Source organism: Pseudoalteromonas sp. CnMc7-15 (assembly GCF_022347925.1).
Taxonomy (GTDB): Bacteria; Pseudomonadota; Gammaproteobacteria; order Enterobacterales; family Alteromonadaceae; genus Pseudoalteromonas; species Pseudoalteromonas ruthenica.
Map to the genome: position 1 here is coordinate 766,729 of NZ_JAKRFT010000001.1, position 25,258 is coordinate 791,986.

General features: G+C 47.9%; 21 protein-coding genes. 9 read left to right on the forward strand and 12 right to left on the reverse strand.

What is annotated here, in order from left to right:
* Positions 1–12 precede the first annotated feature (12 nt).
* Together carA and dapB are read right to left on the reverse strand one after the other, a co-directional pair.
* Complete coding sequence (carA, locus tag MHM95_RS03505) at positions 13–1,149, reverse strand: glutamine-hydrolyzing carbamoyl-phosphate synthase small subunit (protein WP_022946183.1); 1,137 nt, start codon at positions 1,147–1,149, stop codon at positions 13–15.
* A gap of 209 nt (positions 1,150–1,358) precedes the next feature.
* Positions 1,359–2,165 carry a 4-hydroxy-tetrahydrodipicolinate reductase gene (gene dapB / locus MHM95_RS03510; protein ID WP_239384234.1) on the reverse strand — a complete coding sequence of 269 codons (807 nt, stop codon included), beginning with the start codon at positions 2,163–2,165 and terminating at the stop codon, positions 1,359–1,361.
* Positions 2,166–2,541: 376 nt separating this feature from the next.
* Between dapB and MHM95_RS03515 the strand changes: the two genes are divergently transcribed.
* The 3 genes from MHM95_RS03515 to yeiP all read left to right on the forward strand — a co-directional run bounded on the left by MHM95_RS03515 (position 2,542) and on the right by yeiP (position 5,337).
* A complete protein-coding gene (locus MHM95_RS03515; protein WP_022946181.1) occupies positions 2,542–3,855 on the forward strand; it encodes a Na+/H+ antiporter NhaC family protein in 1,314 nt (437 codons plus the stop codon).
* A gap of 78 nt (positions 3,856–3,933) precedes the next feature.
* On the forward strand, positions 3,934–4,728 hold the full coding sequence (locus tag MHM95_RS03520) for a nucleoside-binding outer membrane protein (RefSeq protein WP_022946180.1): 795 nt from the start codon (positions 3,934–3,936) through the stop codon (positions 4,726–4,728).
* Between the two features lie 42 nt (positions 4,729–4,770).
* Positions 4,771–5,337, forward strand: coding sequence for an elongation factor P-like protein YeiP (gene yeiP, locus MHM95_RS03525; RefSeq protein WP_045980321.1), 567 nt, complete (start codon positions 4,771–4,773; stop codon positions 5,335–5,337).
* 83 nt (positions 5,338–5,420) lie between these two features.
* On the opposite strand, the gene MHM95_RS03530 is transcribed toward yeiP, so the two are convergent.
* Genes MHM95_RS03530 through MHM95_RS03540 form a run of 3 tightly spaced genes read right to left on the reverse strand, consistent with a single transcriptional unit; the run spans position 5,421 to position 7,204 of the window.
* On the reverse strand, positions 5,421–5,837 hold the full coding sequence (locus MHM95_RS03530; RefSeq protein ID WP_152440973.1) for a hypothetical protein: 417 nt from the start codon (positions 5,835–5,837) through the stop codon (positions 5,421–5,423).
* Positions 5,827–6,390: a hypothetical protein gene (locus MHM95_RS03535; RefSeq protein WP_239384235.1), complete on the reverse strand. Its 564-nt coding sequence runs from the start codon at positions 6,388–6,390 to the stop codon at positions 5,827–5,829. The genes MHM95_RS03530 and MHM95_RS03535 overlap by 11 nt, the downstream gene beginning before the upstream one ends.
* 19 nt (positions 6,391–6,409) lie before the next feature.
* Positions 6,410–7,204 (reverse strand): M48 family metallopeptidase, encoded by a 795-nt coding sequence (locus MHM95_RS03540; RefSeq protein WP_045980319.1) that lies wholly within the window; start codon positions 7,202–7,204, stop codon positions 6,410–6,412.
* Between the two features lie 246 nt (positions 7,205–7,450).
* On the opposite strand from MHM95_RS03540, the gene MHM95_RS03545 reads away from it, so the two are divergent.
* Complete coding sequence (locus MHM95_RS03545; protein ID WP_045980318.1) at positions 7,451–8,644, forward strand: multidrug effflux MFS transporter; 1,194 nt, start codon at positions 7,451–7,453, stop codon at positions 8,642–8,644.
* A gap of 30 nt (positions 8,645–8,674) precedes the next feature.
* Here the strand turns inward: MHM95_RS03545 and grpE are convergent, their stop codons facing one another.
* Positions 8,675–9,262 (reverse strand): nucleotide exchange factor GrpE, encoded by a 588-nt coding sequence (grpE, locus tag MHM95_RS03550; RefSeq protein ID WP_022946174.1) that lies wholly within the window; start codon positions 9,260–9,262, stop codon positions 8,675–8,677.
* Positions 9,263–9,311: 49 nt separating this feature from the next.
* Positions 9,312–10,265, reverse strand: coding sequence for an HrcA family transcriptional regulator (locus tag MHM95_RS03555; protein ID WP_053911515.1), 954 nt, complete (start codon positions 10,263–10,265; stop codon positions 9,312–9,314).
* 88 nt (positions 10,266–10,353) lie between these two features.
* Between MHM95_RS03555 and nadK the strand changes: the two genes are divergently transcribed.
* The 3 genes from nadK (at position 10,354) to recN (ending at position 13,639) form a co-directional block, all read left to right on the forward strand.
* Positions 10,354–11,238, forward strand: coding sequence for an NAD(+) kinase (gene nadK / locus MHM95_RS03560; RefSeq protein ID WP_022946172.1), 885 nt, complete (start codon positions 10,354–10,356; stop codon positions 11,236–11,238).
* 112 nt (positions 11,239–11,350) lie between these two features.
* Entirely contained in the window at positions 11,351–11,896 is a 546-nt protein-coding gene (locus MHM95_RS03565; RefSeq protein WP_200860099.1) for a hypothetical protein, read from the forward strand.
* A 69-nt stretch (positions 11,897–11,965) separates the two neighbouring features.
* The gene (gene recN, locus MHM95_RS03570; protein ID WP_239384237.1) at positions 11,966–13,639 is read left to right on the forward strand and encodes a DNA repair protein RecN; all 1,674 of its coding nucleotides are present in this window, start codon (positions 11,966–11,968) and stop codon (positions 13,637–13,639) included.
* A gap of 92 nt (positions 13,640–13,731) precedes the next feature.
* Here the strand turns inward: recN and MHM95_RS03575 are convergent, their stop codons facing one another.
* The 5 genes from MHM95_RS03575 to MHM95_RS03595 form a co-directional block, all read right to left on the reverse strand.
* Entirely contained in the window at positions 13,732–14,340 is a 609-nt protein-coding gene (locus MHM95_RS03575; RefSeq protein WP_239384239.1) for a LysE family translocator, read from the reverse strand.
* A 141-nt stretch (positions 14,341–14,481) separates the two neighbouring features.
* A complete protein-coding gene (locus MHM95_RS03580; RefSeq protein ID WP_239384245.1) occupies positions 14,482–15,897 on the reverse strand; it encodes an FAD-dependent oxidoreductase in 1,416 nt (471 codons plus the stop codon).
* 8 nt (positions 15,898–15,905) lie between these two features.
* Positions 15,906–20,363: a glutamate synthase large subunit gene (gltB, locus tag MHM95_RS03585; protein ID WP_239384247.1), complete on the reverse strand. Its 4,458-nt coding sequence runs from the start codon at positions 20,361–20,363 to the stop codon at positions 15,906–15,908.
* Positions 20,364–20,701: 338 nt separating this feature from the next.
* The gene (locus tag MHM95_RS03590; protein WP_239384248.1) at positions 20,702–21,616 is read right to left on the reverse strand and encodes a transporter substrate-binding domain-containing protein; all 915 of its coding nucleotides are present in this window, start codon (positions 21,614–21,616) and stop codon (positions 20,702–20,704) included.
* A gap of 194 nt (positions 21,617–21,810) precedes the next feature.
* Entirely contained in the window at positions 21,811–22,149 is a 339-nt protein-coding gene (locus MHM95_RS03595; RefSeq protein ID WP_022946165.1) for a Grx4 family monothiol glutaredoxin, read from the reverse strand.
* A 354-nt stretch (positions 22,150–22,503) separates the two neighbouring features.
* Between MHM95_RS03595 and MHM95_RS03600 the strand changes: the two genes are divergently transcribed.
* Positions 22,504–23,088 (forward strand): Fe-Mn family superoxide dismutase, encoded by a 585-nt coding sequence (locus tag MHM95_RS03600; RefSeq protein ID WP_022946164.1) that lies wholly within the window; start codon positions 22,504–22,506, stop codon positions 23,086–23,088.
* A gap of 231 nt (positions 23,089–23,319) precedes the next feature.
* Positions 23,320–25,242 carry a PrkA family serine protein kinase gene (locus MHM95_RS03605; protein ID WP_022946163.1) on the forward strand — a complete coding sequence of 641 codons (1,923 nt, stop codon included), beginning with the start codon at positions 23,320–23,322 and terminating at the stop codon, positions 25,240–25,242.
* The last annotated feature ends 16 nt before the right edge of the window (positions 25,243–25,258 follow it).

Here is a 25,258-nt window from a genome sequence, read left to right on the forward strand (position 1 = left end):
TCCGGTCTTAAATTAGTTAGATTGCGCTTGCATCAGTTCGATAAAGTGATCGAACAACGGGGCTGCGTCATGGGGGCCTGGGCTAGCTTCTGGGTGGCCTTGGAAACTAAACGCAGGCTTATCGGTGCGGTGGATACCTTGTAAGGTGCCATCAAACAACGATTTATGTGTCGCTCTAAGGTTCTCTGGCAAGCTTGCTTCATCCGCCGCGAAGCCATGGTTTTGCGCAGTGATCATCACTACACCACGGTCAAGGTCTTTTACCGGGTGGTTACCACCGTGGTGGCCAAATTTCATTTTTGCAGTGCTTGCACCTGAAGCCAGTGCTAATAATTGGTGACCAAGGCAAATGCCGAAAATAGGGATGTTTTTATCAAGGAAGGTTTTAATGGCGTCAATGGCGTAAGTACAAGGTTCTGGATCGCCGGGGCCGTTAGAGAGGAAAATGCCATCGGGATTAAGCTTTAACACCTCTTCTGCCGAGGTTTGTGCCGGCACCACCGTGAGCTTACAGCCTCTATCCACCAACATCCTGAGAATGTTGCGCTTAACGCCAAAGTCGTAGGCAACCACATGAAACTTTTCATCCTCAGCGCTTAGGGTTTTAAAGCCCTCGCCCAGTGTCCAGCTCGTTTCGCGCCACTCGAATGGCTCGCTGGTACAGACTTCTTTGGCTAAATCCATGCCTTTCAACCCAGGGAAGGCTTGCGCCGCTTCCAGGGCTTTATTCTCATCAACCTCATCGCCCGCGATGATACACCCGTTTTGCGCCCCTTTATCACGAAGGATACGAGTCAACTTACGGGTATCGATATCGGCGATGCCTAAAATGTTACGTTCTTTTAGGTAATCGTCGAGCGATTGTTGGTTGCGGAAATTACTCGCTAGCAGTGGCAAATCGCGGATAACTAGGCCTTTAGCCCAGATACGTGCCGCTTCTTCGTCTTCGCTGTTAGTACCCGTGTTCCCGATATGCGGGTAAGTCAGGGTAACGATTTGTTCGGCATATGACGGATCAGTCAAGATTTCTTGGTAACCAGTCATCGACGTGTTGAATACTACTTCACCCACTGACATGCCGTCAGCGCCGATCGCAGTACCGCGAAACACTGTGCCGTCTTCTAGGACTAACAGAGCGGATTTAGTCAAGTTAACCTCCTAACAGTAAAAAACGGGAGTAAAAATGACCGATTTACTACCCGTTTGCAGCGCTTGGTTATACGCATTATGAAATTTTGGCAAATTGACGATATTCTACACGAGAGTCGGAGAAAGATCTAATTAAAAGTTTGTAAATATAAAAAACAGCACCTATTCAATGAAAAACTCCCGAAACTCGTAAAAACACCCTTAAAGTTCTATAGTTCGAGCACATCTTGCATAGTATAAAAGCCAGGTTGCTTATTTTGCACCCACTTCGCAGCCCTCACAGCTCCTTGCGCGAACGTCATTCTTGAGCTTGCTTTGTGTGTTAATTCAAGCCTTTCACCCATTAATGCAAAGTAAGCCGTATGTTCACCAACTATATCGCCACCTCGTAGCACCGAATAGCCAATTTCCTTTTGAGATTTGGCCTGTTCACTTTGTGAGCGGTCATACACAGCGACGTCATCATGTTGCCATTGTTTGGCTTCGGCAATGGCTTCACCAAGGGCTAATGCGGTCCCTGATGGCGCATCAATCTTATGGCGGTGGTGAGCTTCGAAAACCTCTATGTCGGCGTCATCACCCATTTTCTGCGCTGCCGTTTGCACCAAATTAAGTAATAAATTAATACCGACGCTAAAGTTACGGGCAAAAACAACGGGGATATGCTCACTGGCATCATACAAACGCTGCATTTGTTGCTCATCAAGCCCGGTGGTACCAATCACCATCGGTGTGCCTTTAGCAACGGCGATATCAAGGTGGGCCAGCATGCCAGCAGGAAGGGTGAAATCAATCAGCACGTCACACTGACTTTGCTCATCGAAGGCGCTAAAAGCTAAGCCCTCAGCGTGTTCGTTTAGGTCTTTAACTACATTGTTGACGTTGACACCGAGCAGTTGCGAGTGCGCGCGTACATAAGCGCCTGCGAGCTGCGTGTCACCATCATTATTGGTTGCAGCTAATAACACTTGCCCCATTCGGCCATTGGCACCGAGTACCCCTACACGAGCAGACATATATTTTCCTTCAATCAATGAAATACTGATAGCCTCTATGCTAACGCACATGCACAGGGTGCGCGAGTGAGAAAGATTCAAAACAATGCCCTGCGGCCATCTCGTGAGCGATTTCATTTTAAGCCCAGGGTAAGCCCGCTAATTATGGCTAAGCGCTCGATAATGTTAATTTTTTGTGTTACTACTGAGTAAAATAACAACAACCACAATGAACGCCGTAGACTTTAGCCGTCCATACGTATAAACTGCCCAAAATTACGCGCCGATTTGGTCTTTGGCTTGCGGGCGCACGCAGGGTTTGATGGACAAATCATGCGAAAGAAATACAGCTAAAAGAAGAACTTTTGGCTGTTGGCGATCATTTTTTGAGGTATTCATGCAGCCTACTTACAACGCAACAACGGCAAAACTGTCGTTGCTTCCACTGCTTATTTTTGTCGCGCTATTTTTGGGCACTGGATTGTATTTGCAATCGCAAGGTGTCGATTATGCGTTTTACCAACTCCCTGCCCCAGTCGCGATTCTACCAGCCATCGTTATCGCCTTTTTGATAACAAAACAAAGTATTAATGCCTCGGTGGAAACCTTTATTCGTGGTGCTGGGCATAGCAACATCATCACCATGTGTTTGATTTATCTATTGGCCGGCGCATTTTCCGCTGTTGCTGGAGCCACCGGCGGCGTTGATGCTGTGGTCAATGCCGGTCTGTCTTTTATTCCTGCAAGTATGTTATTACCTGGGCTGTTCCTAATAGCCGCGATAGTATCGACGGCCATGGGCACGTCTATGGGCACCATTGGCGCCATCGGCCCAATCGCCCTTGCCGTCTCGGCGAAAACAGGCATCGACCCTGCACTTATGGCGGGTACTATCGTCTCCGGGGCCATGTTTGGCGATAACTTATCGATCATATCTGATACCACCATTGCGGCTACACGCACCCAAGGCTGCGAGATGAAAGACAAGTTCCGTGAGAATTTAAAAATCGCCCTGCCTGCCGCCATTTTAACTATTACATTATTGGTCATGCTCACACCACCGCCACAACAGGTAGAAGTAGCGGAGTTTGACTGGCTCTTAGTATTGCCGTATTTCTTTATTCTTGTGCTTGCAGTGATGGGACTGAATGTCTTTGTAGTGCTCTTTAGCGGCATTATCTTCGCGGCAATAATGGGCTTTACAGGCGACTACCAAGGCGGAGCCTTTGTAAAAGACGTTTATCAGGGTTTCAGTGACATGCAAGAGATTTTCTTGTTATCCATGTTCATCGGTGGCCTGTCGGAGTTTATTCGCCGAGGTGGGGGGCTGGATTACCTTGCCAATAAAATTCAAGCGTTGACCAAAATCATTGCCCGTTTCAATCGCAAGGTGGCTGACCAAATTGGTATTGCGCTGCTAGTGATGACATCGAATTTGTGTATTGCCAATAACACGGTCTCCATTATTGTCGCAGGCCCGGTGGCTAAGAAGCTCGCAGACGATGGCGACATTGCAGCAAAGCGCTCGGCCAGTTTACTGGATATTTTTGCCTGTGTACTACAAGGCTCATTGCCATACGGCGCCCAAGCTCTGCTACTAGGTGCAACGTTTAGCATTAGTCCATGGCAGGTATCAACCTCGGCTTATTACTGCTTCATCTTGGCTGTTACGGCAATTATTACCATCATACTGCGGCGCCATCGCGGTTAAATCAACGCCATGCAGATGGTGGTTGTTCGCCATCATCTGCTATAATTGCGTTGACTTTCCTTTTAGAAACATCTTGTTATGAAAATCAATACACGTAACCTTGTCGCCTGTGCATTGACAGGCTGTAGCTTGCTGAGCATGCCAGCGTTCGCGGCCAATTGGAGTCAGACTCAACTGCACGTGAATTATGGCGACTTTAAAAATCCCTTCTCGGGCCAAAAAGCAGATACCAGCGTCGTGTCTTTGCAACACGCGTCGGCTTACGATTACGGCGATAACTTCTTTTTTATCGATGTTATTCATGATGATCTTGATGATGGCTACCAAGACAGTGATTTCTACGGTGAGTGGTACTCGAATTTCAGCCTATCAAAAATCTCTGGCGAAAATATCAGTGCCGGCCCTCTCAAGGATGTCGGTTTTGTAATGGGCTTTAATGCCGCAGGCGATGCCAAGGTACTGAAATACCTACCCGGCGTGAAACTCGACTGGCAGGTAGATGGCTTTGACTTTTTCTCTACCTTAGTCACAGCTTATATTGATGATAGCGATGGTATTAGTGCCGGCGGCGCGCCAACCGAAAGCGACAGTTGGATGCTGGATATTGCCTGGGGCGCACCTTTTAGCCTCGGCGAGCAAAAGTTCTACTTTACCGGCCACGTTGAGTACATTGATGGCCGTACTAATGAGTTTGGCGAAAAAGTACAAAACTGGGTATTAGCACAACCGATCCTGCAGTGGGATTTGGGCCACGCGCTTAACGCCAAAGAACGCACCTTGATGCTAGGTATCGAATGGCAATATTGGCACAATAAACTGGGCACCAATACCTCTGAGTCGGTTCCGCAAATTCACTTGGCTTGGACCTTTTGATCAGGTAACTTACAGCTCTTAGATAATCGAGGAATAATAATAATGCCCAAGGCAAGTGAGATAAAAAAACACGCGGCTATTGAGTATCAAGGTCGGGTGATGATTGTACGCGACATTGAGCGCTCTGTGCCTCAAGGCCGCGCCGGTGGAAGCCTGTACCGCATGCGCATGTATGATGTGGTTGATGGCACCAAGGTGGATGAAACGTTCAAAGCCGAAGACATGCTTAATTTTGCCGATTTACAGCGTCGTGCTGCGATGTTTTCGTATGTTGACGGTGATGAGCATGTGTTTATGGATGAAGAGGACTACACCCCCTATCATCTCAACAAAGACAGCATTGCTGAACAGCTACTGTTTATTGACGAGTCGACCAAAGGCTTACAGGTGGTGTTAGTTGAAGGACGCCCAGTGTCCATCGACCTACCAACTAGCGTTGAATTAGTGATTGAAGACACCTCACCATCCATTAAAGGCGCGTCGGCCAGTGCACGCACCAAACCGGCAACCTTGAGTACAGGGCTGGTAGTACAAGTGCCTGAACACATTTCCAGCGGCGATAAGATTAAAATTAACACCGCTGAGAGCAAGTTTATCAGCCGCGCTTAGCGCTGATTTATTGTAGAGGTAAGCGCTCGCTTACCTCTTCCTTAGCGGGCGTGCTGTAAGCATCTTACTGCGTTTCACACTGGCTATTCGTTACGTGTATACACCTGAAGCAGCGGGTGGTCATACTGCGCAAAATCAACGGTAATAGACAAACGTTGTCGCCCCGTAAATAATTGCTTAAAAGCCTCTGGTGAGCGCCGCATACCATCTGCAAAAAGCCCCATGACCTGCTGATGATTCAAACTACGTTGGCCGCTTTCAGTGTTTTCAATGGTCAGCATCGCCACCCGACGCCCAGAGCGACTGCTCATAGGCACCACATTTAATACTTTGAAAGCACTGATATCCGGCTCAATATTGTTATCATTAGCAAAGGCCAGCGCTAAGCTTGTTGGCAAACTAGGGTCTAGATGCAAAGCGCTATCACTGCCCTTGGCATTGCTAAAGCCGCTATAACTCGCCACGGCTATCAATAGTGTCACTAAGTAATTATTGGCCACAGATTTCTCCAAGTGATGGCAGTGCATGGTCAGTGCCTTGCACAAACCATTGTTTATCTCGCTTGACTAACAGCATCGCAGGAGGCCCGGGCTGGCGCTGAACCTCTGTTAAGCGGTAAAAACCCAGTGCTTTAGGGCAATATACATAGAGCACCTGCATGTAGCCAGGCTCGTTATCATTGTGCTGTTGCGCCAAGATATAAGGGCCAATCTGCTCATAGTGCTTTGATTTATCGATCACACTCTGCATACCCACAAGCAGTAAAATGCCATGTAAGGCACTCATTAGCATGACTGCTTGCGCGGCGATAGTAGCCAAAGGCCTGTAGCTGCGCTTTTCTATCGCCCACCACAAATATGCGCTCAAACCACCAGCCAGTGCTAACTTAACCGAGCTAAACACCACACCGATACGATACATCAGCATGGGGCTGTGCCACTGTATGGCAAATACCGGCGCGCTAATCAAACTATCAATGATAAGCACAAGCGCCAGTAACAGTGGGATAAATACTGGCGGCCTTTGCTTAAGTTTTTTATAGGCGCTGAGCATTTAAGTGCTTACCGAGCGACTAACGGCATTGCGGGCGCTTGCCTTGCTTTTGAGCACTGCTATACAAGCTTTGTGCATTGGTCATTTGCTTTTGCAACTGCGTAATGCGACTTGATGGCGCCGGGTGGGTTGATAGAAACTCTGGCTGACGAGCGCCACCTTGCTTGGCCATATTCTGCCACAATGCCACTGACTGTTGAGGCTCAAAGCCTGCTTTGGCCATCAACTCAAGACCGATTTCATCGGCTTCGCTTTCATGAGTACGACTAAAGGGTAACACCACACCAAATTGGGCTCCTAGACCCAAGGCCTGCATAATCTCATTGCGATAGCTCACCTCGCTCATATCCAGTGCCACAGCACCTAACTGCATACCCGTTTGCAGTAGTTGGCTTTGCGAAACGCGTTCATTTGAGTGCTCTGCAATCACGTGCCCCACCTCATGACCCAACACCGTCGCGAGTTGATCTTGATTCTGCGCGACATCTAATAGCCCGGTGTGCACACCAATGTAGCCACCAGGTAATGCGAAGGCATTCGCCGAGGGCTCATCAAACACCACCACTTCCCACTCTTGTTGCGCGTATTGCTGCGGTAGAACGGTGATCACCGCATCAGCCACACACTGCACATAGGCATTGGTGGCTGGATCTTTGTTGATCTTCTGTTCTTTTTTCATTTGTTCAAAGCTAGCACCGCCGAGTTGGCTCATCTCACTGTCTGAATATAAAGCCACTTGGGTGCGCCCCGTGGGCGATGTTTTGCATCCACCAAGCGCGGCGACAAGCGCCAGCGCGATTAAAGCATGTTTCATGATTTGTTCCCTATTTACCGAATAAGGTTAGCATAGCAAAGTGTGATGGGGCTCGCCTAGCTCTACGCAAAAGTATAAAACTGTATAATTAACATTATCTTAATAACATTTGGCTGTTACCTACTGGCAGCGGGTGATATAGTGAACAAACCAAGGTGTTTTATCCGTCTGCGCTGAACCCCAATACGTTAAAAGTATCAAGCCAGCCTTGGTTTCTCCACACTATCAAATTGAAGACTGAATTCTATGTCCACAGACGATATAAGAACGCCTAGTCGGCGTTTATTACTGCCGCTGTTAGCCAGTATTGTTGCTATTACCCCGCTTGCGGTGGATATGTATCTGCCGGCGATGGTGCAAATTGCCGCTGATTTAGGCGCGACCATGCCACAAGTACAAATTTCACTGAGTGTGTACTTAGGTGGTTATGCGTTAGGTATGCTGTTTTTTGGCCCGATAGCCGATCAAATGGGCCGTCGTCGCCTTGCCCGCATTGGTCTCGGGCTATTTGCGCTGTGCTCACTGGCGTTGGCGTTTTGCCAAGACATCCATCTTTTTTGGGCATTACGGGCTGCACAAGCCTTTACCGGCGCCGCTGCTACCGTTGTGGTGCCTGGCATTATTCGTCATATATATCAGCAAAATACCGCTAAAGGCATGAGCTATGTGTCGATGATTATGATGATTGCACCGCTCATTGCCCCAAGTATTGGCTCGCTGATCCTTTCTCTGGCGCAGTGGCAAGTGATTTTCTTAACGTTAGCGGGCTATGCCGTATTCATTCTTGTGTGGGTGCAAATGCACCTGATCGACATTCCCATTTATCGCAGTGAAAAGCGTGGCTTGAGGCTGTTTTTTGAAAGCTACTCGGTAGTACTGAGCGAACCTAAAGCCCGGGCAGATATACTCTCCTCAATGTTAGCGTCATTCGCTTTCTTTTGCTTTTTGACCTCGGTGCCGTTTATCTATTTAGATTACTTTGAAGTGTCAGAGCAATTATTTGGGGTGTTATTTGCCTTTAACGTAATAGCGCTGATGATAGGCAACTTCGTCAATACCCGTGTGGTGCCAAAAGTGGGTTCTCGGCGCATGTTATTTATCGGCTTAGCTCTGGCTTTTATTGCCGGTGGCACCTTACTCACAGTGAGCCTAATGCAGCAGTCACTGTACTTTATCGTCTTTAGTATTGCGCCATTAATGATGAGCTTGGGTATCATTGCCAGCAATGCTGACGCCCTTATTTTAATGGAATTCGAACGCAACTCCGGCACCGCAACCGCCGTGATTGGTACTTTGCGTTTTGGTAGCGGCGCGCTGGTAGGGCCTATTCTCGCCCTGATCCATCCCGAAAATGCGGTGCCATTTTCAAGTATGATGTTCAGTGCCCTAGTACTGATTCTGCTTACCCAGTTTTGGCATCACAAAAAAAATGCCCGCTAAGCGGGCATTTAAAGCATTATCTAAAGGCTATTACGGTGCCTTTGACACCATCACCATAGCCGGGCGCAATAGACGACCGTTGAGGGTGTAGCCTTTTTGCATCACTGCGAGCACGGTATTAGGTGCTACGTCTTCACTGGGTTGCATGCTCATTGCCTGATGTAAATCAGGGTTGAATGTTTCGCCTTGTGGCTCAACCACTTCAACGTTAAATTTGCCAAGCGCTTCAACAAAGCTTTTCGCTGTCATTTCAACGCCTTCGAGCATAGGCTTAATAGCCTCGTTATCTTTATCAGCGAACTCAATGGCACGTTCAAGGTTATCGAGCACAGGAAGCAGATCACCGGCAAACTTTTCCAGTGCAAACTTGTGCGCCTTATCGACATCTTGAGCCGCACGACGACGAATGTTTTCCACTTCGGCAGCAGCGCGAACAACGCTATCTTTTTGATCTTCTATCGTTTGCTTCGCCGCTTCTAATTCTGCGTGAAGCGCAGCGATTTCAGCTTCTGCGCTGTTATCATCGCCTTGAGCTTGTTGCTCACTCGCCTGCTCTTGTTCCACCGCTTCTTGCGGGTTGTCCTGTTCGTTTTCTTTCGCCTGTGTTTGCTCGGACATTTATCTGTTCTCCAAAAACTGCTTAACTGCGTTTCATTATGGGGATGGTTTAAGTGGTTTCAAGGTCCACTTCTTCGATTTGCGCAAATTCTTGAATAATTGCTTCGATCTCTGCTGATTTCGGAGCAATCACACAAAACCGGCTTTGGTATTCGTGATTCGCAAAGTACGCCAAACTCAATATTAAGAAGTCATCGAATCCCGGCATCGGCACACTGTTACCTAGTAGCACCGACACGCCATTGCGAAAGGCCAGCTTATCTTCAACCGCATGCAAAAAGCGCACTCCAATAGCATATTCTTGGTCATGCTGGCTGTGAGCGTAGAGGTTATTCTCGCCCACCACGATGCTGTTATCAGTGCCCAATTTATTACCCAGCTCTCGCGTCCACTGAGCCAGCGAACCATGACAATAATGCGGTGCAGTACGACTCATTGCTTTCATGCGGTGGATCCCCTCGAGCAGGTTTTGCTGGGCAAACACCGAATTCAGCCAAGTTGCAAACTGATAGCGAATGTCGTCATTGGCTTCAACCGGCTTAGTAATAAGAATGTTATGGCTTTGCCCGTGCCGGTCAAGCAGCAGCACCAGCCAATGTTTGCGGTCAAAATCAAGTACTTCAACTCGAAATACAACTTGCGTCGTTACCTGTGGCAGGCCGACACAGACGCACACTTTAAAGCGTCGCGCGAGGTGATGCGCAAACTCAATCAGTTTGTCCTGCGGGGGCTGCCAATACAAGCCGAGTTGGTCGAGGTCGAAATAGCTGTCAAACCAAAACGCAAACCCCTGCTCAGTAGGAATACGCCCCGCAGAGGTATGAGGTGAGTACAGTAAACCGAGCTTTTCAAGTCGAGACATGGCATTGCGCACGGTGGCACTGCACACCGCCATGCCTTTTTGTTTAGCAATGCGGGTCGAGGCGACAGGATTACCTTCGCCGTCGCAATACAAGCTCATTACAGCAGAGAAAATCTGCTCGTCACGTGGTGATAATTTCATATAGTTATAATTTAGGCTCTTTGCCTCAGTTTCAACACCCTGACTTTTGCGTTACTCTATAAGGAGTTAGTTCGGTCTTGGCACATTTATGAGCGCATCTTTTAAAACCATAGGCTTAATTGGTAAAGCCAATCATGAAGGCGCGGCGCTGACATTACAACGCCTCTATACCTTTTTGCAAGCACTAGGCTACAAGGTTTTGGTCGAGCGCCACTATGGCGGCCAACTTGAAGACGCGAAAGAAGCCACTTTGGTGGATTTAGTGGAGTTGGGTGAACGGGCCGATTTGGCGATTGTTGTCGGCGGCGATGGTAACATGCTCGGTGCCGCTCGGGTGCTTGCCCGTTTTGATGTTGGGGTGATCGGCGTAAACCGAGGTAACTTAGGCTTTCTAACCGATTTAAACCCCGATAGCTTTGAAGCCTCTTTAGAGCAGGTTCTCAGCGGTCAGTATATAGAAGAAAAACGCTTTTTATTGGAAGTCGAAGTGTTTCGCCATGCTGAGCTAAAAAGTGCCAACTCAGCCATGAATGAGGCCGTACTGCACGCCGATAAAGTGGCTCATATGATTGAATTTGAGTGTTTTATCAACGATGATTTTGTCTTTTCACAAAAATCAGATGGTCTGATAGTGTCCACGCCCACGGGTTCTACCGCCTATTCACTTTCTGGTGGCGGGCCCATACTCACGCCAGGTTTAAATGCCATGTCGCTAGTACCTATGTTCCCACACACCCTCTCCAGCCGCCCGCTCGTCGTTGATGGCGACAGTGTGGTGCGTTTGCAACTCAGTCCTAGTAATACCGATAGCCTGCAAGTGAGTTGTGATAGTCACGTGGTACTGGCCCTGCTCCCTGGTGATGAGGTTGTTATTAAAAAGGCTGAAAAGCCTTTGCGGCTAGTCCATCCAACTGACTATTCGTACTATAACGTGTTGAGGCAAAAGCTAAACTGGGGTTCACGCTTGTATTAGCCAGCGTTAACTTAGCGTTCAGTTTTTATTGCAATTAGGCCCTATTTACATAAGAATAGGGCATTCGTTGTTTTCGGTTCCCACTCGTATCCTCATGGTTTTCGTCGTCATCTTGACACTTATTTTACTTATTACCTTGCTTGGTGTGTACATGGTCATTGAGCGCAACCGTGAGAAAGCGCGAGAGGCTCAACGACGTATGTTTAACGCTCGGGTCAAGCAAGTTCAACAACGCTTTCAAAGCCATCTGCATGAGTATGAAGAAGCTCGTATTCTACGTCCCAAACATGTGCCGCAACTCAATGCTATCTGCAGCAACTTCTTCGTTGTTCAAGGGCACAATGAGGATAACCTCACGTATTTAGAATACATTAGTGAACGTGTGCTGCAGACGTTGGACAGCGAGTTAGCTAAGTCTTATGTGCGTAACGACATAGATACTCTAGCAGAGCGGATTCAATACTTTATTAGTGAATTACCCACACGCGGTATCGAGTTTAATGCTGCGTTTTACCATGACATCCTCCCTACCCTGCTGACGCAGCTTACCTCCAGCGATCTCAGTGACCACGAGCAGCTTAAAGACGAGCCTGATGAGACTGAGGACGACGTCGATGAGCAGCAAGAGCACTCATCAGCACAGCACGAAACTGTTTAAAATTTAATTTGCAAAAACCACAAACACTGTATAGATTAACAGTTATACATAACTGGATGGATGAACAGTATGCTGTGTGGATTAAAAATTACTAATTTTGCCATTGTAAGCGAATTGGAAACCCAATGGCGCAGTGGCATGACCGCCATAACCGGTGAAACTGGGGCCGGTAAATCCATTGCTATTGATGCGCTGTCGCTGTGTTTAGGTGAACGTGCTGACGCTGGTGCAGTGCGCCCAGGGGCAAAGCAAGCCGATATTAGCGCGCGGTTTGATATTAGCCAGCTGCCTAAAGCACAACAGTATTTGCAAGAGCATATGTTAGAAGGCGATGATGACGAATGTTTGCTGCGTCGCGTGGTTGCTAAAAATGGCCGTAGTAAAAGTTACGTTAATGGCATTGCCGTCACCGCTGGACAGCTAAAGGAGTTAGGCCAATATTTACTTTCCATCCATGGCCAACATGCCCATCAACTGTTGTTAAAAAGCGACCAGCAGCTGCATTTGCTAGACGAATACGCAGGCCACGGTGCACTACTTGAACAAGTGGCCAGCGCACATCATACCTATACCAATCTCCATCGTGAACGCCAGCAGCTAGAAGCTAAGCACGCCCAACAACAAGCACAGAAGCAACTGCTTGAATATCAAGTTGCTGAGCTTGATGAGTTCTCCCTCAATGAGGGTGAATACGCTGACATTGAAGCTGAGCATCACAAACTCAGTCATTCACAGCAATTACTAGAAGGCTCACAACAACAGCTTTATGCCTTATATGAGGGCGAAGAACAAACCATTAACGGTGCATTGCAGCAAAGCGCCGCTGCTATCGCCGAACTGGCCAACATTGATAACGCTCTTGAGGGCGTAGCGAATATGCTCAACGATGCGTGTGTGCAAGTGGAAGAGGCTAGCCGCGAGTTACGCGCTTATTGCGATGGCGCCGAACTGGATCCACAGCGCTTACAGTATCTAGATGAGCGTCTTGGCACCGCAGTAACTCTGGCAAGAAAGCACATGGTTGAACCCGACGCCTTAGTAGAGCACCATCAGCATATTAAGGCTGAGTTAGAAGCTATTTGCGTCGATGACCAACGTTTAGCCCAATTAGACGAAGAAATAGCCTCGGCACTGGCTGCTTATCAGCAGCACAGTTTAGCGCTTTCAGACAGCCGCAAACACGCGGCTGAGCAACTGGGCGAGTTAATTGGCGCCAGTATGCATGAATTATCGATGGAAAATGGCCGCTTTGCTATTGAGCTTGATTACGACAACGAACGAGCCCCCAGTAAGCAAGGCCAAGACCGCATAGAGTTTATGGTCAGTACCAACCCAGGCCAGCCCTTACAGGCGCTTAGCAAAGTAGCATCCGGAGGCGAGTTATCGCGCATCAGTTTAGCGATTCAAGTAATTATCGCTCAACGGGTTACCACGCCTACTCTTATTTTTGATGAAGTGGATGTGGGTATTTCTGGCCCGACAGCCGCTGCGGTAGGTAAGTTATTACGTCGTTTGGGTGAATCAACACAAGTAATCTGTGTGACCCATTTACCGCAGGTGGCTTCCAGTGCTATGAACCAGTTTTTTGTCGCCAAAGAAGTGGCCAACGATGAGACCTATACACAGATGCAGCCGTTGAATAAGCAAGGACGAGTCGATGAAATTGCGCGGTTATTAGCAGGGGACAACATTAGTAAAGCAACTCTGGCTAACGCCAAAGAGTTGATTGCTGCACACGGGTGAGGGATTACACTCGATTAACTCTATATGAGCGCTCAGAGCGCTAACAACTCGACATTAGCAATGTGTACGGTCTTATGGATTGAGGCTGTGCACTAAAGTGCTGTTACTATTTCCTTGAGCACAGGTATCACCGATAACACCAGTAACAAAGCCATCATCAGGTTAAACCAGCGACGTCTGTTTGCGGTGTTGAGTAGATTTTTAAGCATTGAACCGAACATTAGCCACACGCCAACGCAGGGAAATGACACCAATAAGAAAGTCAGGACGATAACAATATTGTCGCCACTAAATTCCCCTCCAACACTCGTAAAAGCGGCAATAGCGCCGCTAGCAACAACCCAAGCTTTACCATTAACCCATTGAAATAACGCACCATTGATAAATGATAAAGGTCGATGCTGCTCCTTCCCCTCAATGGCAGCGGATGAAAAAGCAATAACAAACGCAAGATAGAGTAAATAAAGAACACCTAAACACTTTATGACAAAGTGCAGGCTTGGGTATCTGCTAAATACATAAGAAAATCCTAGGCCGACAAGCAACAACATAACAGCAAAGCCCACGCAAATGCCTGTCAGTAACGGCAGACTGCGCTTAACGCCAAAGTTAACGCCAGAAGTCATCACTAAAATATTGTTGGGTCCTGGAGTGATGGAAGCCGAAATGGCAAACAGAGTCACCGCTAACACATATTCCATAGCTCATTACCTCCCTGTCATAATTTGCACTTACGGATGAAAAACCGGTTGAGCGGTTTTTAGCTTATCCTTTTTCAGTCACTGTTAGCTATAAAAAAACGGGCCAACAAGGGCCCGCTTTGATTTTCCCAGAAAAGAACTTTATACCTCGAGGTAGTCCATGATGCCCTCGGCGGCGTTTCGACCTTCAAAGATCGCGGTGACGACCAGATCTGAGCCTCGTACCGCGTCACCACCAGCGAAAATCTTTGGATTAGTCGTTTGGTGAGTATATTCGCCTTGCTCAGGCGCAGTGATCCCACCCCAGCTATTGATTTCGACACCAAACGGCGATAACCACTCCATCTTGTGGGGTTTGAAGCCAAAAGCCATGAGCACGGCGTCAGCGGCCACGACATGTTCAGAGCCCGCAACTTCCTCAGCGCGGCGACGACCATTTTCATCCGCCTCTGCGAGTTGGGTTTTTATCATTTTCACACCGGTGACGATGCCTTGTTCATTCACCTCAATACCTTTGGGTTGCACGTTGAACATAAATTCCACGCCTTCTTCTTTGGCGTTTTTCACCTCGCGCTTTGAGCCCGGCATATTTTCTTCATCGCGACGATAGGCACAGATCACATGGTTTGCCTGTTGACGCACCGAGGTACGCACACAATCCATCGCGGTGTCTCCACCGCCGAGCACGACAACGCGCTTGCCTTGCATATCAACAAAAGGCGTTTGGCTTTCGTCATAGCCCATCACGCGATTAGTATTACCAATCAAAAATGGTAATGCGTCATAGACGCCTTCGGCATCCTCATTGGCTAAATTGCCGCGCATGCTTTGGTATGTGCCAACACCTAAAAAGACTGCATCGTATTGATCAATAATACTTTGCAATTCAATATCTTTGCCTATTTCGGTATTCAGTTGAAACTCCACTCCCATCTCGGTGAAGATTTCACGACGACGCTGCATTACTTCTTTTTCAAGCTTGAAAGAAGGAATGCCAAAGGTTAGCAACCCCCCGATTTCCGGGTGACGATCAAATACCACCGGCTTAACGCCATTGCGTACCAACACATCAGCACACCCCAAGCCAGCGGGCCCAGCACCTATAATGGCGACTTTTTTATCGGTCCACACCACGTGCTTCATATCAGGCTTCCAGCCCATAGCAAACGCGGTATCGGTGATGTATTTTTCTATATTCCCTATAGTCACCGCACCAAAGTCTTCATTAAGCGTACAAGCGCCTTCACAAAGACGGTCTTGCGGGCATACCCGCCCACACACCTCTGGCAGGCTATTGGTGCGGTGAGACAGCTCTGCTGCCTCGAGTATACGTCCAGTGCGGATCAGCTTTAGCCACTGCGGGATGTAATTATGAACCGGGCACTGCCACTCACAATAGGGGTTGCCGCAATCCAAGCAGCGATCGGCCTGAGAGTCGACTTGGTTTTGCGAAAATGGTTCGTAAATCTCGACAAACTGTTGCTTTCGCGTGGAAATCGGCTTTTTTCTTGGATCCACGCGCTGCACGTCAATAAATTGATAAACATTCTGACTCATACTTCCTCCTATTGCGCCTGTACGCGCAACTCCGCGCTACTGCGGGCGCGGTGGCCCAATAAACTCTGCACATCACTGGATCTTGGTTTCACCAACTTAAACAGCGGTAGATACAGATCAAAGCTAGCAAGAATAGCCTCGGCTCGCTGCGAACCGGTGAGTTCTAAGTGTTCAGCTATCAATCCTCGGAGGTGCTCATGATGTGTTACTAAGTTGTCTAGTTCGACAATTTCCACCAGCTCTGGGTTGATGCGTTTATCAAAGTCTTGGGCTTCGTCGAGCACATAGGCAAAACCACCTGTCATCCCCGCACCAAAGTTGACCCCAACCTTACCAAGCACACATACGACGCCGCCGGTCATGTATTCGCAGCCATTATCTCCTAAGCCTTCAACCACAGCGGTGACGCCGGAGTTACGCACACCAAAGCGCTCGCCAGCACAACCAGCAGCATATAAATGACCCCCAGTTGCACCATATAGGCAGGTATTGCCAATAATTGCCGCTTGGTGTGATTGGAAACATGAGCCCATTGGTGGGCGAACGACTAAGCGCCCACCAGCCATGCCTTTACCGACATAATCATTGGCATCGCCAATAAGGGTCATCTCGAGACCACCGGCATTAAACACACCAAAGGATTGCCCGGCGGTGCCATGTAGCTCAAGACGAATTGGATCAGCGGCCATACCCTGGTTACCGTGCTTCGAGGCAATATAGCCGGAAAGCATGCCACCAATGGAACGATCGGTGTTATTAATGCGGCTCACCAAATTTAAACCCGATAAGTTATCAATGGCCTCCTTGGCTTTATCGAGCAGCTCCTCATTCAAGCGCCCCGTATAATGCGAAGTATTGTGCACTGAGCAGTATAGGGTCTCACCGCTGATATTATTGGGCTTGTCCAATAAATGACTGAGATCGACTTTTTGCTGTTTTGGCGTTTTGCCCTCAATGGCTTCGAGTAATTCGGTACGACCAATTAAATCCACTAGCCGCGTGACGCCCAGCGATGCCATGATTTCTCGCGCCTCTTGGGCAATAAACTTAAAGTAGTTCATCGCCATCTCAGGCAAGCCATGATAATGCTTGGCCCGTAACGTCTCGTCTTGCGTCGCTACACCGGTTGCACAGTTATTGAGGTGACAAATACGCAGGTATTTACACCCCAGAGCCACCATAGGCCCAGTGCCAAAACCAAAGCTTTCAGCGCCGAGAATGGCCGCTTTAATAATATCTAGGCCGGTTTTTAAACCGCCGTCTGTTTGCAAGCGAATACGGTGACGCAAGCCATTTTCAACTAGGGCTTGCTGCGTTTCAGCTAATCCCAACTCCCACGGGCTACCCGCATACTTCACTGATGTCAGTGGGCTGGCCCCGGTGCCACCGTCGTACCCGGCTATGGTGATAAGGTCGGCGTAAGCTTTGGCCACACCGGTAGCAATGGTGCCGACCCCTGGCTCTGATACCAACTTAACCGAGATCATCGCACTTGGATTCACCTGCTTGAGGTCGAATATCAGCTGCGCCAAATCCTCAATCGAGTAAATATCGTGGTGTGGTGGAGGTGAAATTAAGGTCACACCTGGTACCGAATACCGAAGTTTTGCGATATAAGGTGTGACCTTCTCACCGGGCAGCTGGCCTCCCTCGCCAGGCTTAGCGCCTTGGGCGACTTTGATTTGGATAACATCAGCACTGCGCAGATAGTGCGGAGTGACGCCAAAGCGTCCTGATGCCACTTGTTTAATACGTGAATTTTTATCGGTACCAAAGCGCAGCTTGTCCTCGCCACCCTCGCCCGAGTTAGAACACCCGCCTAAGCGGTTCATCGCTATTGCCAGAGCTTCATGCGCTTCTGGCGATAAAGCGCCGATACTCATGGCGGCAGAATCAAAGCGCTGGTAAAGCGCCTCTGCCGGCTCAACATCATCGACACTAATGGCCGCAGTATCGCTGCGCAGCGCGAGCATATCGCGCAAATTAGTGATGGGACGATTGTTTACTAGGGCCGCATAACGTTGATAGTCCGCATAGTCTCCTGAGCGCACTGCGGTTTGCAGTGTTTGGATCACATCGGGGTTATAAGCATGATATTCGCCGCCATGAACATATTTTAACAGTCCACCATGGGAGAGCAGTTTACGTGCACTAAATGCTAGTTTGCGCAACTTGCCTTGGTCGTGCTCAAAATCCTCAAAACAGGCACCAGCGATACGACTCGCCACGCCTTTAAAGCATAGCTCGACCACTTTATCGGATAACCCCACCGCTTCGAACAACATAGAGCACCGGTATGACGAAATGGTACTGATCCCCATTTTCGACATAATCTTAAACAACCCTTTGTTGATAGCATTGCGATAAGACAGCGTCACTTCGCGGTAGCTCTTGTCGATCACCTTGTTATCGCTCATTGCCACCAGCGACTCATAGGCGAGGTAAGGGTAAATAGCAGTTGCACCAAAACCAAGTAACACCGCGAAATGATGAGGATCGCGTGCGCTTGCAGTTTCGATAATTATGTTAGTGTCACAACGCAAGTTGTTATTCACTAAACGTTGCTGAACCGCACCAACGGCCATTGCCGCCGGAATAGGCAGGCTGTCTTGGGTAATATGGCGGTCGGTTAAAATCACCATCACCGCGCCTTCTTCAGCCTTACGCTGCGCCTCATCACAAACGCGCTCCAACGCCTGCTCTAAGGTCTCATCACTGGTGTAGTTTAGGTCCACTTGGCTGTGGCTATAGTGCTCATCATTGGCACTGCGCAGCTGCACCATATCCGAGTACATCAGCACTGGCGAATCAAATTGCAAGCGCTTAGCGTGTCCTGTGGTTTCATTGAAAACATTTTGCTCACGGCCAATGCAGGTCGTTAGTGACATGACATGGTTTTCGCGCAATGGATCGATAGGCGGATTCGTGACCTGAGCAAACTTTTGTCGAAAATAATCATATAAGGAGCGATGGCCTTCAGAAAGTACCGCAAATGGCGTGTCATCGCCCATTGAACCGGTGGCTTCTTGGCCATTTTCACCCATCACCCGAATGACCTGGTCCAACTCCTCATTGGTGTACGCAAACATTTTCTGGTAAATCAGTAGCGTATCAGCGTCAAACGAACGGTTACCGGCTTCTTTGTCGGTCAGCTTCTCAAAAGGCGTGAGGCGCTTAACGTTTTGCTCCAGCCATTGTTTGTAAGGGTGCCTTGCTTTGAGGTCTTGATCGATTTCTCCTGAGTGCCATACCTTGCCATGCAAGGTATCAACCACCATCAGTTCACCAGGACCCACACGGCCCTTCTCCACCACCTCATCGGCGGCATAATCCCAAATCCCGACCTCTGAAGCCAAGGTGATAAACCCGTCTTGGGTCACCACATAGCGAGCAGGTCGCAAGCCGTTACGGTCGAGGTTACATGCAGCAAAGCGACCATCGGACATCACAATGCCCGCAGGTCCATCCCAAGGCTCCATATGCATAGAGTTGAAATCATAAAATGCGCGCAGATCATCATCCATCGCTCGGTTCTTTTGCCATGCCGGTGGCACTAACATGCGCATCGCGCGGAACAGGTCCATCCCCCCGGCTAAAAACAACTCCAGCATGTTGTCCAAGCTTGAAGAGTCTGAGCCACTCTCGTTGACAAAAGGGGCGGCACTTTGCAAATCAGGCAGCAGTGGCGAGGAAAACTTATAAGCACGAGCCCGAGCCCATTGTCGATTGCCCGTTATGGTGTTGATTTCACCGTTATGAGCCAAATAGCGGAACGGCTGTGCTAGAGGCCATCGCGGCTGGGTATTGGTGGAAAAACGTTGGTGAAAAACACAAATTGCCGAGGTCATGCGGATATCTGCCAAATCGAGATAAAAATTTGGCAAGTCCTCTGGCATCATCAAGCCTTTATATACAGTGACTAACCCAGACAGGCTAGCAATGTAAAAATCCTTATCCTGTTCTAACTGTTTTTCGATACGTCGGCGGGCAATGTAAAGCCGACGTTCCAAATCTTTTGGTCGCCATCCTTCCGGGGCGCTGACAAAAACCTGCATAAACTGTGGCAATTGCTTTAAGGCAATATCGCCTAAGTAACTGGTATCGGTCGGCACTTCACGCCACCCTTGTAGGGTCAGTGTTTCTTGTTCTAATTCTTTGGTGATAACGCGTTTTGCCGCTTCGGCTTGAACCGGATCTTGGCTTAGGAAAACCATTCCCACAGCATAGTTCTTGCCCAGTAACCAGTTGTTTTCTTTGGCTACAGCTCGAAAAAAGCTGTCTGGCTTTTGCATCAGCAAGCCACAACCATCACCGGTTTTACCGTCTGCAGAAATACCACCCCGGTGTTCCATACGGGCAAGACCCGTGATCGCGGTGCGAATCAACTTATGGCTGGCTTGCCCGTTGACTTGGGCAATCAAGCCAAAGCCACAATTATCTTTTTCTAATGCTGAGTCATATAACATTTGCGGACTCCTCTCCCCCTTGCTACTGCGTGCTAACCGCGTTGCAAGCAACCCTCACAGGCGGCCTAGCAGACCGTCAACGCTAACGCTTTGCAAACAGAGTGTCAATGAAATTATGAATACATATTCACATTCTTGAATATTTTTCACGCTTTGTAAACATATGCGAAGCAAGGGGATATAGAGGTATTTTTACTATTTATACTCGTTATTTTTTATATGACACCAGTGTCATATTTACAAATCGTGTAAATAGCGAGCCTAAAAACGGACGTTTACGTTAACGTAAAGATGTAGTGCTTGTGAATAATTATTCATGCTGCGAATAAAAATTCACCTCAATGTGCGCCCTGAGCTGCACAGTGCTCGTCAATACGCTCAGTGAGCTGTTGGCGCAATTGCTGAGCACTGGCAACAGGAATGGTTTGATTGATATCTTGCATCAACACTTGCCACTGTGGCCGCGTTTTCGATAGCGCAAAATACAATGGCTGATTGGTTATGCTTGGTTGCAATACTCGATAGGCAGCGCGGTCAATACCGTTTGCACTGGCAACGGTATGTAATACCAAGGGATCGCCAATAATGAGGTTAACGCGCCCGTTAACCACTAAGTTAAGGTTTTGCGCGTCATCTATAGCTTGCTGGACAATGACTTGACCACTGTCGATCACTTGATCTACCTGGGGGGCATTTTGATAGCCACGAACGATACCAAGAGAGTAATTGGGCAATTCCGATATTTGCGGGGCCTGGGTGATAGCACTGTCTGCTGCAGCCACATAATGCACCGGTGCATGCGCTAATGCTGAGGACAATGCGAGGTGATTAAGCCGCGTGCTGCCAGGGATGACATCTGAGGGCGCGGATGATTCTATTTCATACTCTGGAGCTAAAATGTCCGCATGACCCAATTCAGTCATGCGCACCGCTCGAGCCCAAGGCAAAAACCTGAACTCAGGATTATACCCAGCCTGCAATAGCAACGCCGCCATATAATGCAATAGCCAGCCACCCTGACATTGATTACGCCCCAAGTAAGGAGGCCAATCAAGCGTCGCGACGATCACATTACGCTCGAACCCTGCATCAACAATAAAGGTGCTGCCGCGCCAGAAGCCTGTGTAACTCATGGTTACATCATTTACTTGATAGTCAATCGTAATAGATTGACGCTGCGCGTAGGAGTAGCTAGCGGGGAGTAAGGCCACTGCCAAAATTAAAACGGTCATACGAATATAAAGCATGAACATACAAGGCACGCCCAATAAACTGCTATTAATAACAAAGTTTAACCGAAGATGTGCAGATAGAAAGTTTTTACCGAGGGATTCGAAAAATTGCCTTTTTAGTGAGAAATGCGTTGCTGCTCGATGGTATCAGTCAAAGCCTCTGAACAGGGCGCTACTATTAATAAAAAAGCCAGGAGAACCTGGCTTTTTTACTCTTATTCGCTATCAGCGTCTTTGTACTTTGCCGCTGTTTGCTCAATGAGAGGCTGCAACTCGCCGCGTTGGAACATCTCAATAATAATGTCGCAACCACCGACTAACTCACCTTCCACCCATAACTGCGGAAAAGTTGGCCAGTTCGCATATTTTGGTAACTCAGCACGAATATCCGGGTTTTGTAGGATATCAACGTAAGCAAACTGCTCGCCGCAAGAAATCATCGCTTGCGCTGCTTGAGAAGAAAAGCCACAGCTTGGTAGTTTTGGAGAGCCTTTCATATAAAGCAGAATGGGATTTTCAGCAATTTGCTGTTTAATCTTTTCAACGGTTTCCATGTACAACCTCAATTTCTGTTAAATGTGACGGTAAGTGTTGAAATCCATCACTTTGACCACAATGTCTATCGTTAGCAGTAATTTTAAAGCAAACAGCGCGCTGTTGATACAGTAGCATGACGGTGATGAAGGCAACCACGATATTTTTTGCTCTGATGTAGCAAAATCGTCGTATAAGACGTCTACTGTAAACGCAGGTTCAGGCACTTGTCGCCGTTTTGGCGTTGCTGTTTGCTAAAACTTGAGTAAAATACTCAGGAATTATAGTACCACTATAATGGCATTCAGTACACTTTGCGCAGTCCGCGCGCAGCTGCTTGCCCTTTTTTCAAATAATGATAGATGGAGAAAAACATGGCATTTGAACTACCGTCACTACCATACGAAATCAATGCATTAGAGCCACATATCTCTCAAGAGACGCTTGAGTATCACCACGGTAAACACCACAACACCTACGTGCAAAAGCTAAATGGCCTTATTGCTGGTACTGATTTCGAAGGTAAATCTCTCGAAGAAATCGTATGCTCATCTGAAGGCGGTGTTTTCAATAATGCTGCTCAGATCTGGAACCACACGTTCTACTGGCACAGCCTTTCTCCAAACGGTGGTGGTGCACCAACCGGCGCTGTAGCCGATGCGATTAACGCTAAATGGGGCTCTTTTGAAGCGTTCCAAGAAGCATTCAATGACAAAGCAGTAAACAACTTCGGTTCGAGCTGGACTTGGTTAGTTAAAACTGCAGACGGTTCATTGGATATCGTTAACACATCAAATGCAGCTACGCCTCTAACTGAGCAAGGCGTAACTCCAATTCTGACCGTTGACCTTTGGGAACATGCTTACTACATTGACTACCGCAATGTACGTCCAGATTACCTTAAAGGCTTCTGGTCGCTAGTAAACTGGGACTTCGCAAACCAGAACTTCAGCGCTTAATTTAACCGCTGATATAAATAGGTGAAATTTTTTCACCTGCATGCTCTAAGTTGATAAAAGCCGTATGCGCACCATGCTCATGCGGCTTTTTTGTGGCTGTTCATAGCGCTAAATATGAATAACTAAATTCCTAATATATTTCGCAAAATTTCACTTTACTGTCTACGCTTTAAGTACCGAGTCGCATCTTTCCACCCTTTCATCTCAGCTTCGGGTAACTTGGAGGTCGGTATGACAATTTTCGAGCATTATCAATCACGATTTGAAGCATCCCAGGAAGAAGAGTACAGCATTAGCGAGTTTCTAGAGCTGTGCAAAAAAGACAAGACAGCCTATGTCACGGCACCAGAGCGCCTGCTAACAGCCATAGGCGAGCCAGAAATGGTCGATACATCGCAAGATGCGGTGTTAAGTCGGCTTTTCTCTAACCGAGTTGTACCAAGATACCCCGCTTTCAATGAGTTTTATGGTATGGAAGATGCCATTGAGCAGATTGTTTCCTACCTAAAACACGCCGCACAAGGCCTAGAGGAGTGTAAACAAGTATTATACTTGCTTGGTCCTGTGGGCGGTGGTAAATCATCGATTGCTGAAAAGCTTAAGTACTTGATGCAACAAGTGCCTATTTACTGTCTTAAAGGCTCACCGGTGAATGATCACCCCCTGAGCCTTTTTAATGCCATTGAAGACGGCGAACTGCTAGAAAAAGAATACGGCATTAAAAAGCGTTATTTGCGTACCATCATGTCGCCTTGGGCAGCGAAAAGATTAAAAGAATACAATGGTGACATCAGTCAATTTAAGGTGGTAAAGCGCTACCCCTCTATTTTAAATCAAGTGGCCATTGCCAAAACTGAGCCTGGTGATGAAAACAACCAAGATATCTCCGCCCTAGTGGGTAAAGTTGATATTCGTAAACTTGAACATTACGCGCAAAACGATCCAGATGCGTACGCATACTCAGGCGCTTTATGTCTTGCAAACCAAGGCTTGATGGAATTCGTCGAAATGTTCAAAGCGCCCATTAAAGTACTGCATCCGCTGCTAACTGCCACCCAAGAAGGCAACTACAACGGTACTGAGGGGATTTCCGCCCTGCCCTTTAATGGCATTATTTTGGCCCACTCAAATGAATCAGAGTGGCAAACGTTTAAAAATAATAAGAATAATGAAGCCTTTTTAGACAGGGTTTACATTGTGAAAGTGCCGTATTGCTTACGTGTCACTGAAGAGGTAAAAATCTACGATAAGTTACTGCACAACAGCGAGCTAAGCGACGCTCCGTGTGCTCCAGGCACCTTAGAAACCTTAGCGAAGTTCTCGGTGTTATCGCGGCTAAAAGAGCCTGAAAACTCCAGCATTTACTCAAAAATGCGGGTCTACGATGGTGAAAGCCTGAAAGATACCGACCCTAAAGCCAAATCCTACCAAGAGTACCGCGACTATGCCGGCGTCGACGAGGGCATGACTGGGTTATCAACCCGCTTTGCATTTAAAATCTTGTCGCGCGTGTTTAACTTTGATCACAGTGAAGTAGCTGCCAACCCGGTCCACCTTTTCTATGTATTGGAACAGCAGATAGAGCGGGAGCAATACAGCGCCGAAGTGCAAGAACGTTACTTGTCGCACTTAAAAGGCTATCTGATCCCTCAATATGTCGAATTTATCGGCAAAGAGCTACAAACAGCTTATTTAGAGTCGTACTCCGAGTACGGGCAAAATATCTTCGATCGCTACGTCACCTATGCCGACTTTTGGATCCAAGATCAAGAATATCGCGACCCTGACACCGGGCAGCTATTCGACCGCGCCGCACTCAATGCTGAGCTGGAGAAAATCGAAAAACCTGCGGGTATTTCTAACCCCAAAGACTTCCGCAACGAGATCGTTAATTTTGTTTTACGAGCGCGCGCTCACAACAACGGTAAGAATCCGCTTTGGACTAGCTACGAGAAACTGCGCACAGTGATTGAGAAAAAAATGTTCTCCAACACCGAGGACTTACTGCCGGTTATCTCATTTAATACCAAGACATCAGCAGAGGATCAGAAAAAACACGAAGACTTCGTTAACCGAATGGTTGAAAAAGGCTACACCCAGAAACAAGTGCGCTTACTGTCTGAGTGGTATTTGCGCGTTCGCAAATCGCAGTAACCAGCACGTAGTGAGT